Here is a 14020-nt window from a genome sequence, read left to right as displayed (position 1 = left end):
GAGGGGCCCGCACGGCCGGCCGGCACTCACTCGGTGCGCAGCCCGTCCGGCCGCATCAGCCGCAGCAGCGGCGGCAGGCTGAACACCGTCACCAGCAGCACCACTCCCGCGCCGATACCGGTCATCGTCAGCACGCTCGCCCAGTCCACGGTCACGGACGCGGCGACCATCCTCAGCAGGACCGCGCCCAGCGTGAGTCCGACCACCGCCGCCAGCAGCAGGCCGAGCGCGATCGGGATCGCCGTCTGCCACAGCACCGACAGACTCAGCGTGCGGCGCCGGGTGCCGAAGGCGACCAGCGACGACAGCAGCTTCTTGCGCTCGCGCAACTGCTCCAGCTGGGAGACCAGCAGGCTCGCCCCGATCAGCGCCAGCACACAGGTGGCACCGACGAACAGCCCCGTGCGGATGGAGGTGAAGCGCCCGGACTCCTCGCTGGACGCCCAGGTCTGCGGGGCCGTGTACGGAGCCACCCGGGCCGCCGTGTTACGGACGTACTCCCGCGCGTCGGGCACCGAGGGGTCGAGCGAGACGTACACATCCCCCCGGAAGGCCGGCGCCGCTTTCGCGGACAGCGCGCCCTTGGTGATCAGAAAACCGTCGTGCTGCCCCCCGTCCGGGGCCTTGCGCGGCTGGGCCTGCTTCAGCGCGTGGGGCACCGTCCACGGGACCTCCGCGTGCTTCTCGCCCGCGTAGCCCGGGTCGATGTACAGGGTCTGGCCGGGCTTGGCCAGCTTCGGGGCGTCGGATTCGCTCTCGGCGGCCGCCACCACGAACACATCGCCGTCCCGGCACGAGGGCAGCCGCCCCAACTCCCGCAGCGACGCGCAGTCGCCCACGGTCATCTCGGCGGACCGCTGCGGTTCGGTGCGCCGGTCCCCGGCGTACGACTCCTCGATGGCCGTGATGTGGCGCACCCCCTTGGTGGCCCGCAGCTGCTCGGCGACGGCGTCGACCGGGCCCGCCTTCGGCAGGGTGACCTGCATCTGCGCCCGCGTCACATCGTGCTGCGACTGCTTGGTGTAGTCGCTCTGCACACCGGCGAACAGCATCTGCAGCGCGATGGCCCCGGCGACCGCCACCGCGATCCCGTTGACCATGCGGGCCGCGGTGCCGCTGCTCAACTGCAGCCTGCGCACGGCCAGTTGCCAGGCCACTCCGCCCGAGCCGAGCCGGGCCACGACCGCCTCCACCGCCCACGGCAGCAGCGCGGTGACCCCGACGAGCAGTAGCAGCACGCCGCCGATGACCAGGTACTCGTTGAAGTTCCCGTGATCATGGCCCTTGCCGACCATCGGGTAGAGCAGCGCGAGCCCGCCGAGCGGCAGCAGCAGCCGCCACCACAGCCGACGCCGCGCGGGCTTGGCCGCGCGCACCACGCCGAGCGGCTCGATGACCACGCCGCGCAGCGCGAACAGGGTGACCAGCACCGCGGCCGTCGGTACGGCGACCGCCACCAGCAGGGCCAGCGCGGGGGTGGGGTTCAGATAGCTGGGGAAGACGCTGATGTCGAAGACCTCGACGGACCCCGCGGCCTGTCGGCCGAGCAGGAAGAAGGCGGTGCCGAAGACCAGCCCGAGCAGTGCTCCCGCGAGGGCCTCGCCGGCGGCGATCCGTCGGGTCATCCCGCTGTCGGAGCCCACGAGGCGCAGCGCCGCGAGCCGCCGGTCGCGCCGCTCGCCGCCGAACCGCACGGCCGCCGCGATGAAGACACCGACGGGCATGAGCAGCGCCACGAAGACGACGAGCATCAGCAGGAGCAGGACGGGGTCCGACTTCTCAGGGGCGAGGTCGGGATCCCCGAACCGGTCGATCCGCGACACGTCCGGCGGCGCGATCTGCGCCGCGAGCCCCTTGGCGCCTGCGTAGTAGGCGAGTTCGTGTGAGCCGACGAGACCCTGCTCCGCGATGGTGCCGGCGATCCGGTACGGCAGCCGGTCCCGCAGGATCCGCCCCTCGTCGGAGGCGAGCAGCGTCTTCAGCGAGGGGGAGACCACCATCTCGCCCGGCTGCGGGAAACGCTCCAGTCCGGGCGGCAGCGGTGCGCGGGTACCCTCGGGCTCCATCACCCGGCCACGGATGTCGTGGGAGCGGAACGTGGTGTCGATGTCCGCGATCACCAGGGTGTTGTCGGCCTTGGGTATCGGATTGCCGTAGGTGTGGTCGGCGCGCGCGTTCTCCCGGTCGTGCCGTGTCGCGAGCGCACCGGGGAGCGCGGTGGTGAGCAGCAGCAGCGACACGCCGAGGCCGACGCCGACGGCGGTGAGCAGCAGCCGGACCCACCCCTCGCGCCCGCCGGTGAACGCGAACCTCGCCCCCATGACCAGGTCCCTGGCTGCCTGGCGCATCCTCATACGATGCGCTCCATGTCCCGGGACTTGCCGTCGCGTACGACGATCTCGCGGTCGGAGTACGCGGCGACTCGCGCCTCGTGCGTGACCAGCACGACGGCCGCGTTGGTGGACCGGGCCGCCTCGGTGAGCAGTTCCATCACGCGCTCGCCGTTGAGCGAGTCGAGCGCGCCCGTGGGCTCGTCGGCGAACAGCACGCGCGGGTTCGTGACCAGGGCGCGGGCGACGGCGACGCGCTGGCCCTGACCGCCGGAGATCTCGCCGGGCCGCTTCTTCGCGAGGTCGTCGACCTCCAGCCGCGCCATCCAGGACAGGGCGGTCTGCTCGGCCTCCTTGCGGGAGGTGCCGTTCAGCCGCAGCGGCAGGGCCACGTTCTCCACACAGGTCAGTTCGGGCACCAGCTGTCCGAACTGGAAGACGAACCCGAACTCCGAGCGCCGCAGCAGGCTGCGCTGCGCGTCGCTCATGCCGGACATCTCCCGGCCGGCGTAGGTGATCGAGCCCGAGTCGGGCGGCACGATCCCGGCGAGGCAGTGGAGCAGGGTCGACTTGCCGGACCCGGACGGACCCATCACGGCGACGACCTCGCCCGGGTGGACGGAGAACTCGGCGCCGTCGAGCGCGACGGTCGGTCCGTATGCCTTGCGCAGGTCCTCGGCGGCGAGCAGGGAACCGGGAGGAGGAGTCACTTGGTCACCGCCTCGGCGAGCTTGTCGAGGCGCGCGGCGGTGAGTTCGAGCCACCGCAGGTCGGCCTCCAGGTGGAACAGGGCGTGGTCGCAGATCAGCTGGTCGGCGAGATCGCCCTTGCGCTTGCGGTCGGTCAGGATCCGCATCATGCGCAGATGCTCGGCGCGCTGCGTGTCGAGGATGTCGGCCGCGTCGCGGTGGGTGAGCAGGGCGAGGACGACCTTGGTGTACAGGGTCGACTGGAGATACGGCTCGGGCTTCTCCGGGGTCGCGAGCCACCGCTGTACGTCGGTGATCCCGGCCTCGGTGATCGCGTACCGCTTGCGCTCGGGCCCGCCGCCCGCCTCGATCCCGTCGACTTCGACGAGCCCGTTCTTCAGCAGCCGGGACATCGTCGAGTAGACCTGGCCGTAGTGCAGCGGCCGGTCATGACCGAACTTGTCGTCAAAGGCCCGCTTGAGGTCGTAACCGTGGCGGGGCCCGGACTCCAGGAGCCCTAGGAGGGTGTGACCGATGGACATGGCAAGCACTGTACACATCGCGTATACACCTGACGTATACATCGCGCGTATAGATCTTGGTCCGGGGTGCGTCTGTGCAGGTGGGGGACGTTTGTCACGGTTCCGTCACACGACCGGGGGCGCGGACTCGCCGGGCGCCGACGCCTGTCCCGAGCTCGCGGGGCGCCGCCTGAACCCCCGGGTCCGCCGGGCGCCCCCGGCAACTCGTGCTTGCCGGGCGCCCCCGTAACCCGTGCCGGTCACGCGCCGCCCCGTGTCCCAGGCTCCCCGGTCTCGGTCTACGTCTCCGGGTCTCCCGAGGCCGGGGGCCGGCCCCGGCGGGGGATCGGGCGGGCTGTGCCGGGGAGGCGGCCCGCGTCCGCCAGGGCGCGGCGTAGGAGGAACTCGATCTGGGCGTTGGCGGAGCGCAGTTCGTCCGAGGCCCAGCGGGCGAGCGCCTCGTACACCGACGGGTCCAGCCGCAGCAGCACCTGCTTGCGCTGCTGCGGGGAGCGGCCTCCTGAGGAGTCCGTCACTGGTAGAGGGACCCCGTGTTGAGCACGGGCTGCGGTGCCCGGTCCCCGCACAGCACCACCATCAGGTTCGACACCATCGCCGCCTTCCGTTCGTCGTCCAGCTCCACGATGTCCCGCTCGGCGATCCGGGCGAGCGCCGCCTCGACCATCCCGACCGCGCCGTCGACGATCTGCCGCCGGGCCGCGACCACCGCACCCGCCTGCTGCCGCTGGAGCATCGCGGAGGCGATCTCCGGAGCGTACGCGAGATGCGTGAAGCGGGACTCGATGATCTGCACACCGGCCGCCTCCACGCGCGCGTGCAGCTCGGCGGCGAGCTTCTCGGTGATCTCCTCGGCGTTGCCGCGCAGCGAGAGCCCGCCCTCGTCGTGAGCGTCGTAGGGGTACTCGATGGCGATGTGCCGCACGGCCGTCTCGGTCTGCGTGGCGACGAACTCCAGGAAGTCGTCCACCTCGAAGGTGGCCTGTGCGGTGTCCTGGACCTTCCAGACCACCACCGCGGCCAGCTCGATCGGGTTGCCGTACGCGTCGTTGACCTTGAGGACGGCGGTCTCGTGGTTGCGCACCCGGGTGGAGATCTTGGTGCGGGAGGTGAAGGGGTTCACCCAGCGCAAGCCGTCCTGGCGGATGGTGCCGCGGTAGCGCCCGAAGAGCTGCACGACCCGGGCCTCGCCCGGCGCCACCGTGTTCAGGCCGCCCATCGCGATGAGCGCCCCGAGTCCGGTCAGTACGCCGACGACGATCAGTGCGGCCTTGGCGCCGGCCGTGGTGACCGTCGAGCCCCAGGCCACCAGGCACACCCCCAGTGTCAGCCCGGCCAGTCCGAGCAGCAGTGCGGTGGCACCGCCGACGCTGTGCGCGGGGAACTCCCTGACGCGCGGGCTCGGCATCTCGGGTATGTCGGCGGTGGTGGAAGCGTCTTGTGTCGACATGGGTGGTGTCCCCCGTTTTCTCATATAGCTCTGACTTAGCTAAGTGATAGCACATTACCCGCCCTGGCAACCTTTCACTCCTCCCGCTCGTCGGTTCCGATGGGACGGGCACTGATTGGTTCCGATGCGACGGGTGCTGATTGTCACGTCCGTAAAAGGGGGGATCGCCGCCCCTTTGTCATACCGCGCGGTGTTAGCTTTCTGAGCTGACCTGAGCCACGTACCTGTGTGACAGCCGAGAACGAAGCGGAGCGCATCCACTCATGGGACGAGCGGAAGAGAGACGAGCGCGGCAGCGCGGTGGCCGCCGCGCTGCGCCCAAGCGCTCGTCCGGGACGACCGGGACCAACGGGGCCCCGGGGGCTCCCGTGAGCACGGCCTCTCCGGCGGCCGGCGGCCGGGCCGCTGCCCGCGGCAGGGGAGCCAAGGCCGCGAAGAGCGGAACCGCCGGCAAGGGCGGGAAGAGCGTCATACGCAGGCTCTTCACCTGGAAGAAGGTCGTCGGCTCGCTGTTCGGCCTGGTCCTGCTGGTCATGGGCGCGTTCGTGCTGCTGTACATGATGACGCCCATCCCGGCCGGGAACGCCACGGCCAGGCTGCAGAGCAACGTCTACAAGTACAGCGACGGCACCATCCTCGCCCGCACCGGCGAGATCAACCGGGAGAACGTCGACCTCGCCCAGGTGCCCAAGGGTGTCCAGCACACCTTCGTCGCCGCCGAGAACAAGACCTTCTACAACGACTCCGGTGTCGACCTGAAGGGCACGGCCCGCGGTCTGGTCAACACCCTCTCCGGCAAGGGCGCCCAGGGTGGTTCGACGATCACTCAGCAGTACGTCAAGAACTACTACCTGAACCAGAACCAGACCGTCACGCGCAAGCTGAAGGAACTGGTCATCTCGCTGAAGCTGGACCGCAAGAAGACCAAGGACTACATCCTCGCGGGCTACATCAACACCAGCTACTACGGCCGTGGCGCCTACGGCATCCAGGCCGCCTCGCAGGCGTACTACCGCAAGGACGCCAAGGACCTCACGGTCGAGGAGGGCGCGTATCTGGCGTCCCTGCTCCAGGCGCCGAACCAGTACGACTGGGCCATCGCCAGCGACACGGGCAAGAAGCTGGTGCAGGCCCGGTGGAACTACGTCCTGAACAACATGGTCCAGATGCACTGGCTGGACGCGGGGCAGCGCCAGTCCATGAAGTTCGAGGTGCCGAAGGCCCCCAAGGGCGCGCCCGGCATGCAGGGGCAGACCGGCTATCTGGTGGACGCGGCCAACGCGGAGCTGGAGAAGCAGCTCGTCACCCAGGGCACCGCCTCCTCCCTCGGTGACGCGGAGGCGCTGGTGAAGGCCGGCGGCTGGACCATCACCGTGAACATCGACAAGAAGAAGCAGAAGGAGCTGGAGCAGGCGGTCAAGGAGCAGCTGACCAGCAAGCTCGACCCGAAGAAGCGTTCCGTCGACGGTGCTGTCCAGCCCGGGGCGGTGTCGGTCGACCCGAAGACGGGCCGAGTGCTCGCCATGTACGGCGGTCTGGACTACTTCAAGCACTTCCGCAACAACGCGCTCCGCCGCGACTACCAGCCCGCCTCCACCTTCAAGCCGCTGATCCTCGCGGCCGCCCTGGAGGAGCAGGCCAAGACGCAGGACGGCCGGGCGATCGACGCGAACACGATCTACGACGGCACGAGCGGCCGCCCGGTCAAGGGCAGCGCGATCCCCTTCTCCCCGCCGAACGAGGACGACCAGGACTACGGGAACATCACCGTTCAGACGGCGATGAACAAGTCCGTGAACTCGGTCTTCGCGCAGATGGGCGTCGACGTCGGCATGCCGGAGGTGCTGAAGGTCGCGAACTCGCTCGGGCTGGACACCAAGGGCCTGCCGGCCGTGCCCGCGCAGACCCTCGGCAGCATGGGCGCGAGCCCGCTGGAGATGGCCGGCGTCTACGCGACCCTCGACAACCACGGCCGGAAGGTCACCCCGGCGATCATCAAGTCGGCCGAGCACAAGGACCGCACGGTCAACCTGCCCAACCCGGTCGGCGACCAGGTCATCAGCCGTACGGCCGCCGACACGGTCACCTCGGTGCTCACCGGCGTGGTCGACGACGGTACGGCCCGGACGTCGGTCCGGGAGAACCCGGCGCGCAACGGGCAGCAGGTCGCGGGCAAGACCGGTACCTCCGACAACAACAAGTCGGCCTGGTTCACCGGCTACACACCGGACCTCGTCACCTCGGTCGGCCTGTTCGGCGAGGCCAAGAACGGGGCCCAGGTCGGTCTGAAGGGCGCCACCGGTCTCATCACCTTGGGCGGCGGCCGTATCAACGGTGGCGGCTACCCGGCGCAGATCTGGGCCGCGTACACCTTCGAGGCGATGGACGAGGTCAGCAAGTTCGACCTGGACACCACGCAGGGCGCAGCGGTCCAGCCGAGCCTGACGCCGAGCCTCACCCAGTCGCCGAGCAGCACGCCGTCGTCGACGCCGACCACGCAGAAGCCGACGTCGCAGCCGCCGACGACCTCGGCTCCGGCGAGCCCGAGCCAGCCCGCCACCCAGTCGCCGACATCGGGCGCACCGAGCACCCCGGTCACCACGCCGCCGACGACTCCGGATGACCCGCTCAATCCGAACGGTCAGCCGCAGTAGGCACGTCGACAGCGCTGAGGGGGCCCGGTGGCAGGTTCACCGGGCGCCCTTCTCATGGGGGTACGTCAGGCGCCGTTGACGTTCTGGGCGATACGGTCGCCGATCTCCTTGTCGATGTTGCGCCAGTACTGCAACGCCCGGTCCAGGACCGGGCGGGACACGCCCTTCAGCAGGTGCCCGGTGACGTTGGAGACCAGCCGGTCACGGGCCGCCTCGTCGAGGACCTGGCGGACCATGGTGTGGGCCTGGCCGTAGTCGTCGTCCTCGCGGTGCAGCCGGTAGGCCTCGCGCACCATCTCGCCCGCCGTCTCCCAGCCGGCCGGCTCGCCGAACCGCGCCACGTCCGCGGCCGGTCCGCCGTAGGAGTTCGGCGCGTAGGTCATCGCGGTGCGCGCGGGCTCGTAGCGCATCGGGCCGTCCTTGGCGTACGACCGCACCTGCACCCGTGGCCGGTTGGGCGGCAGCTGGGTGTAGTTCGGGCCGATGCGGTAGCGGTGTGTGTCCGGATACGAGAAGAGCCGGCCGAGCAGCATCTTGTCCGGCGACGGGCCGATGCCCGGCACCAGGTTGGACGGCTCGAACGCGGCCTGCTCGATATGGATGAAGTAGTCCTCCGGGTTCTTGTTCAGGGTCATCCGGCCGACCTCGATCAGCGGGTAGTCGCCGTGCGGCCACACCTTGGTCAGGTCGAACGGGTTGAACCGGTAGTCCGGCGCGTCCTCGAACGGCATGACCTGCACATACATCGTCCAGGAAGGGTGGTCGCCGCGCTCGATGGCCTCGTACAGGTCACGGCGGTGCACATCGGCGTCCCGGCCGGCCAGGTCGTCGGCCTGCTCCTGGGTGAGGAAGTCGATGCCCTGGTCGGTCTTGATGTGGTTCTTGATCCAGAACTTCTCGCCGCCGCCGTTGACCCACATGTAGGTGTGGGAGGAGTACCCGTTCATGTTGCGGTACGTCTTCGGGATGCCCCGGTCGCCCATGAGCCACGTCACCATGTGCGCGGACTCGGGGGAGAGGGTCCAGAAGTCCCACTGCATGTCGTTGTTGCGCAGCCCGGTGACCGGGTGGCGCTTCTGGGAGCGGATGAAGTCCTGGAACTTCATCGGGTCGCGTACGAAGAAGATGGGGGTGTTGTTCCCCACCAGGTCGTAGTTGCCGTGTTCGGTATAGAACTTCAGCGCGAAACCACGGGGGTCGCGCCAGGTGTCCGGGGAACCGAGCTCGCCGGCGACGGTGGAGAAGCGCGCCAGCATCTCGGTGCGCTTGCCGGGCTGGAAGAGGTCGGCCTTGGTGAACTGACTGACGTCATTGGTGACTTCGAAGGTTCCGTATGCCCCACTTCCCTTGGCATGGACCACCCGTTCGGGGACCCGTTCACGGTTGAACTGGGCCATCTTCTCGATCAGGTAGTGGTCCTGCATCAGGATCGGGCCGTTCGACCCGACGGTGAGCGAGTGCTCGTCGCTCTCCACCGGGATGCCCGCATTGGAGGTGGTGTAGGGAACCGACTGCGGTGCCTGAGTCACGAGCGTCCTCCCGTCGTGCTTAAGGGGTCGGTCGGGTCGCTTCGGTCACCTCAGCAGTCAACTCCGCCGACGGGATGTCGGCAACATTTGGACGGGGTCTAATTCCGGCACCCTTCCGGTCGGCGGTCCGGCCCCCGGCGGCCGGACCTCACCCCCGGTTCAGCTCGAACCAGACCACCTTCCCGGTGCTCAGCCGGGTCGCGCCCCAGCGCCGGGCCAAGCGGTTCACCAGATAGAGCCCCCGTCCGCCCTCGTCCGTGGCCCGGGCCTGCCGCAGCCGCGGCAGCTGCGGTACGTCGTCACCGACCTCGCAGCGCAGCACATCGGTGCGCAGCAGCCGTAGCGTCACCGGTCGTGACGCATAGCGCACGGCGTTGGTCACGACCTCGCTGACCAGCAGTTCCACCGAGTCGGTCAGCTCCTCCATGCCCCAGCGGGCGAGCGCCCGGCGGGCCAGGCGCCGGGCCCGGCCAGGGGCCGCGTCCTCGGGCTCCAGGAACCAGTACGCGACATCGCTCGGCGCGATCCCGTCGAAGCGGGCGGCGAGCAGCGCGATGTCGTCGTCCCGGTCGCCCGGGCCGAGCATGTCGAGCACCTCGTCGCACAGCGCCTCCAGCGGCGGCGGGTGGTCCGCGCCGGTGAGCTGGGCGGTCGCGGCGAGCTTCTCCCTCAGCTGTTCTATACCGGTCCACACGTCCCGCAGCCGGGACTCGACCAGTCCGTCGGTGTACAGCAGCAGGGTCGCGCCCGCCGGGGCGTCCAGCTCCACCGCCTCGAAGTCGACCCCGCCCACCCCGATGGGGGCGCCCGCCGGTACCCGCAGCACCTCCGCCCGGCCGCCCAGGTGCAGCAGGACCGGCGGCGGGTGGCCCGCGTTGGCGATGGTGATCCGGTGCGCGACCGGGTCGTACACCGCGTACAGACAGGTCGCCATGCGGTCGGTGCCGAGCCGCTGGGCCTGCTCGTCGAGGTGGTGCAGCACCTCCTGCGGCGGCAGGTCGAGCCCGGCGAGCGTCTGGGCCGTGGTCCGCAACTGCCCCATGATCGCCGCGGATGTCATGGAGTGCCCCATGACATCGCCCACGACAAGGGCCACCCGGCTGCCGGGCAGCGGAATGGCGTCGTACCAGTCGCCGCCGACCCGCGCGGTCTCGGCGGCCGGCAGATAGCGGGACGCGAGCCGTACGCCGGTCGGGTTGGGCAGGGTCTCCGGCAGCATCGTGCGTTGCAGCTCGTCGGCGATGTACGCCTCGCGGCCGTACAGCACCGCCTTGTCGATGCCGAGCGCGCTGTGCGTGGCGAGCTGCGCCGCCACCAGCAGATCGTCCGCCTCGAACGGGAGCCGCTCGGGACGGCGCAGGAACAGCGCGGCGCCGATGACCCGCCGCCGTCCGCGCAGCGGCGCGAGGATCGCGCGCTGGCCCGGCGGGATCGCGAGGTCGTCGCCGAGCAGCTCGGGCAGCGCGGCCCGAGCTGCGGGGGCGTCCGCGAACACCGGCCGCACCCCGCGCAGCACCTCGGCGAGCGCACCGCCGGGCCGCACCTCGCACAGCTCGTTGCTCAGATCGGCGAACCCGGAGTTCTCCGGTACCGGCACCGGCAGTATGCCGTCGTCCAGGTCCCGCTCCTGCGGGATCCGGTCGGTGCGCCGCAGCCGCAGCACCAGCGGCCCGGTGGGCCGCTCGTCGCCCACGGGCAGCGGGTCGCGCAGATAGACGAGGATCGCGTCCGAGAAGGTCGGCACGGTGGCCCGGCACAGGCCCATCACGATCTCGTCGAGGTCCATGCCGCGGGCGATCCGCCGGGTCGCGGCGCCCACGAAACGCAGCCGGTCCCCGTCACGCCGCATGGGCATGGGACCGTGCAGCGGCGTCTGGCCGGTACGCCGGTCCTTGCCCCCGGGCAGCGCCGGGGCCCGGTCCTGGCCGGCCCCCGGCTGGACGGGGATGCCGCCCTCGGGCACGGGCCGCGGCCGGTGCGCGTCCGGCTCGTCGGCGGCAGGCTGGGAGTGTTCGGTGCCGTCCGCGGCGGGCAGCGGGGTGGGCGTACCCCCCTGGTTGCCCGGCGCTCCGTGCTGGGCGCAGGGCAGCGGCACCGCGGGCACGCCGCCGGCCCGTGTCTGAGCGGGTAACGCGGGAGCCGGCGGGGCGCCGGGTGCGGTGGGAAGCGGCTCCGGGGTACGCAGGAGCGCCCCGCGGGGGTCCGCGGGGACCACGCCCGCCTGGGGGCGCTCATGGGAGGTCGGGTGCTCCGTCACGCGTGTCGAATCCGTCCGTCCGGGGCTGCACGCCGTGCGTGCAGTTCGTCCCGCCGAGAAGCCGATACCCGGAATACGTGCCCCAGGAACGGAATTCCCGCATGGTCACAGGCCGTCGCTGATCCACCCGACGGCCGAGCCGTCCCTGTGTGGCCCTCGTACCCCTCGCTCACGTCCTGCCGCCCCTCGGTGACGTTCGGTCAAACCCAGCGCATCTTGCGGGAGTTCCAGTGCTGTGCCCTTGCGGAGGACGATCCTACGGTTGTACCGCGGGGGCGCAACAAGGGTCTCATGAGGCCGTGTACGCGGGCATGCGGTCCCAGTCGTCCGGCAGCGACGGCACTGACCAGGACGGATCCGGTCGCCAGTGCTGCCAGCCGTCCGAGTAGGGCTTCCCCCAGGCTTGGACCACCTCCAGCGCGGAGCGCCCCGCCTCCTTGACCCGCTCGGCCAGTTGAGCGTCCATCAGGCCGTCCCGCTGGGCCTGTGCGAACTCGTCCTCGTCGCGCCAGCCCCAGCTGCGGTCGGGGTAGACGCAGAGGTCGAGGAAGTGGTCCTCGGAGTCGACGCCACCGGCCCAGCGCGCGAGCGGCGCCTCCAGGTTCACGTACCAGTTCTTGAACTGCCAGCCCGGCTCCCAGAACAGCCACACCGACCAGGGCTCGCCCGGACGGGCCAGCTTGAGCACGCCCGTACCGAACCAGCGGTCCAGCTGTACGGTCCGTGGCCTGGTGTAACGGGTGTGGAGCGGTTCGGCGTGCAGCGGCGTGCCGTCGGCGAGGACCGGTTTGACGCACTGGGTGCCGGGGGCCATCCAGACGGCGAGCAGTTCCTCGTCGTCCCTGACCACGGTGACGGGCCGCGCGATGTGGAAGCGCGGGCCGGCGTTCTCGCGGTAGCGCCACAGGATCTGGTCCCCCGGGGCCCAGTACGTCGTCGACCCGTCCGCTTCCACTCGTCTCACCGCTCCACCCTCTGCCATGCACAGATATTAGGTGCCCCAGGCATACGACGCTGCTGCGGCCGTCATGGTTCGCGCCACGGACGGGTGAGCCGGTGCGGGACGTTACGGGTGCGTCATCCGCAGGACATCCAGGGCCTCGTCGAGCTGTTCGAGCGTGAGGTCGCCGCGCTCCACATAGCCGGACTCCAGGACGACCTGACGGATCGTCCTGCGCTCGGCGAGCGCCTTCTTGGCGACCTTCGCGGCCTCCTCGTACCCGATGTACTTGTTGAGCGGGGTGACCACGGAGGGCGACGACTCGGCGTACTCGCGGGCACGTTCCCGGTGGGCGACGATGCCGTCGACGGTCCGGTCCGCCAGCAGCCGCGAGACGTTGGCGAGCAGCCGGACCGACTCCAGTACGTTCTTCGCGAGGACCGGCATCATGACGTTCAGCTCGAAGCTGCCGGAGGCGCCGGCGGTGGTGATGGTCGCGTCGTTGCCGATGACCTGGGCGGCGACCATGAGGACGGCCTCGGGGATGACCGGGTTGACCTTGCCGGGCATGATCGAGGACCCCGGCTGAAGATCGGGCAGACTGATCTCGGCCAGACCGGTCCGCGGTCCGGAGGCCATCCACCGCAGATCGTTGGCGATCTTGGTCAGTCCCACGGCGATGGTCCGCAGCTGCCCGCTGGTCTCGACGATCCCGTCCCGCGCGCCCTGGGCCTCGAAGTGGTTGCGGGCCTCGGTGAGCGGCAGCCCGGTGGACCGGGCGACCTCGGCGATGACGGCGGCGGAGAATCCGGGCGGGGTGTTGATCCCGGTGCCCACCGCGGTGCCCCCCAGCGGCAGTTCGGCGAGGCGCGGCAGCGAGGCGTTGAGCCGTTCGATGCCGTAGCGGATCTGGGCGGCGTAACCGCCGAACTCCTGACCGAGCGTCACGGGGGTGGCGTCCATGAGATGAGTCCGCCCCGACTTCACGACATCGGCGAACTCCTCGGCCTTGCGTTCGAGGGAGGTCGCGAGGTGGTCGAGGGCGGGGACGAGGTCACGGCTGACGGCGGCGGTGGCGGCGATGTGCACGGAGGAGGGGAAGACGTCGTTGGACGACTGGGACGCGTTCACATGGTCGTTGGGGTGCACGTCCCGGCCGAGCCGCTCGCTCGCCAGGGTGGCGATGACCTCGTTGGTGTTCATGTTGGACGAGGTGCCGGACCCGGTCTGGAAGACGTCGACCGGGAACTGGTCGTCCCACCGGCCCTCGGCGACCTCGGCGGCAGCCTCCTGGACGGCCCCGGCGAGCTCCTTGTCGAGCACGCCCAGCTCGGCGTTGACTTTGGCGGCGGCGCCCTTGATCCGGGCCAGCGCCTCGATGTGCGCACGCTCGATCCGCTGCCCGGAAACGGGGAAGTTCTCCACGGCCCGCTGCGTCTGGGCGCGCCACTTGGCCTCGACGGGGACCTGGACCTCACCCATGGAGTCGTGCTCGATGCGGTATTCGCTCATACCGGGTACAGCACACGGGGGGAGGCGGATGTTCCGGTGCGGCGCGCATGAGGGTGACGCTCTGCGGCACGGGGCGGCCTGTCCGGCGATCGGGGGCGAAATCGCCCTGGTGGGGTCCAG

10 protein-coding genes are annotated in these 14020 nt (G+C 70.4%); 1 reads left to right on the top strand and 9 read right to left on the bottom strand.

Features of this window, described 5'->3' with window-relative positions; all coding sequences use genetic code 11:
- Positions 1-26: 26 nt before the first annotated feature.
- From AB0L95_RS20685 to AB0L95_RS20665, 5 genes are all read right to left on the bottom strand, one after another.
- Positions 27-2354 carry an FtsX-like permease family protein gene (locus tag AB0L95_RS20685; RefSeq protein ID WP_365163281.1) on the bottom strand — a complete coding sequence of 776 codons (2328 nt, stop codon included), beginning with the start codon at positions 2352-2354 and terminating at the stop codon, positions 27-29.
- Positions 2351-3040 carry an ABC transporter ATP-binding protein gene (locus tag AB0L95_RS20680; protein WP_365163279.1) on the bottom strand — a complete coding sequence of 230 codons (690 nt, stop codon included), beginning with the start codon at positions 3038-3040 and terminating at the stop codon, positions 2351-2353. The genes AB0L95_RS20685 and AB0L95_RS20680 overlap by 4 nt, the downstream gene beginning before the upstream one ends.
- A complete protein-coding gene (locus tag AB0L95_RS20675) occupies positions 3037-3561 on the bottom strand; it encodes a PadR family transcriptional regulator (RefSeq protein ID WP_311698620.1) in 525 nt (174 codons plus the stop codon). Before AB0L95_RS20675 ends, AB0L95_RS20680 begins: the two co-directional genes overlap by 4 nt.
- Before the next feature lie 278 nt (positions 3562-3839).
- Positions 3840-4076 (bottom strand): hypothetical protein, encoded by a 237-nt coding sequence (locus tag AB0L95_RS20670; protein WP_365163277.1) that lies wholly within the window; start codon positions 4074-4076, stop codon positions 3840-3842.
- On the bottom strand, positions 4073-5008 hold the full coding sequence (locus AB0L95_RS20665) for an SPFH domain-containing protein (protein ID WP_365163275.1): 936 nt from the start codon (positions 5006-5008) through the stop codon (positions 4073-4075). Before AB0L95_RS20665 ends, AB0L95_RS20670 begins: the two co-directional genes overlap by 4 nt.
- 263 nt (positions 5009-5271) lie before the next feature.
- Here AB0L95_RS20665 and AB0L95_RS20660 point away from each other — a divergent pair, with 263 nt between their 5' ends.
- Positions 5272-7662, top strand: coding sequence for a transglycosylase domain-containing protein (locus AB0L95_RS20660; protein ID WP_365163273.1), 2391 nt, complete (start codon positions 5272-5274; stop codon positions 7660-7662).
- Between the two features lie 65 nt (positions 7663-7727).
- Here the strand turns inward: AB0L95_RS20660 and AB0L95_RS20655 are convergent, their stop codons facing one another.
- The 4 genes from AB0L95_RS20655 to AB0L95_RS20640 all read right to left on the bottom strand — a co-directional run bounded on the left by AB0L95_RS20655 (position 7728) and on the right by AB0L95_RS20640 (position 13900).
- Complete coding sequence (locus tag AB0L95_RS20655; RefSeq protein ID WP_365163272.1) at positions 7728-9191, bottom strand: catalase; 1464 nt, start codon at positions 9189-9191, stop codon at positions 7728-7730.
- Positions 9192-9339: 148 nt separating this feature from the next.
- Positions 9340-11448 (bottom strand): SpoIIE family protein phosphatase, encoded by a 2109-nt coding sequence (locus tag AB0L95_RS20650; protein WP_365163270.1) that lies wholly within the window; start codon positions 11446-11448, stop codon positions 9340-9342.
- Between the two features lie 289 nt (positions 11449-11737).
- The gene (locus AB0L95_RS20645; RefSeq protein ID WP_365163268.1) at positions 11738-12430 is read right to left on the bottom strand and encodes a DUF402 domain-containing protein; all 693 of its coding nucleotides are present in this window, start codon (positions 12428-12430) and stop codon (positions 11738-11740) included.
- An 84-nt stretch (positions 12431-12514) separates the two neighbouring features.
- Complete coding sequence (locus AB0L95_RS20640) at positions 12515-13900, bottom strand: class II fumarate hydratase (protein WP_365163266.1); 1386 nt, start codon at positions 13898-13900, stop codon at positions 12515-12517.
- Positions 13901-14020: the final 120 nt, after the last annotated feature.

This window comes from Streptomyces sp. NPDC052036, from assembly GCF_040680495.1.
Taxonomy (GTDB): domain Bacteria; phylum Actinomycetota; class Actinomycetes; order Streptomycetales; family Streptomycetaceae; genus Streptomyces.
The sequence above is the reverse complement of the archived record's forward strand: the minus strand, read 5'-3'. Positions and strand labels throughout refer to the sequence as shown.

What these genes read in the sequence shown, in the direction of transcription:
- AB0L95_RS20685 (WP_365163281.1), bottom strand. Translation starts at nt 2,354, where the DNA reads ATGAGGATGCGCCAGGCAGCCAGGGACCTGGTCATGGGGGCGAGGTTC.
- AB0L95_RS20675 (WP_311698620.1), bottom strand. Translation starts at nt 3,561, where the DNA reads ATGTCCATCGGTCACACCCTCCTAGGGCTCCTGGAGTCCGGGCCCCGC.
- AB0L95_RS20665 (WP_365163275.1), bottom strand. Translation starts at nt 5,008, where the DNA reads ATGTCGACACAAGACGCTTCCACCACCGCCGACATACCCGAGATGCCG.
- AB0L95_RS20660 (WP_365163273.1), top strand. Translation starts at nt 5,272, where the DNA reads ATGGGACGAGCGGAAGAGAGACGAGCGCGGCAGCGCGGTGGCCGCCGC.
- AB0L95_RS20645 (WP_365163268.1), bottom strand. Translation starts at nt 12,430, where the DNA reads ATGGCAGAGGGTGGAGCGGTGAGACGAGTGGAAGCGGACGGGTCGACG.
- AB0L95_RS20640 (WP_365163266.1), bottom strand. Translation starts at nt 13,900, where the DNA reads ATGAGCGAATACCGCATCGAGCACGACTCCATGGGTGAGGTCCAGGTC.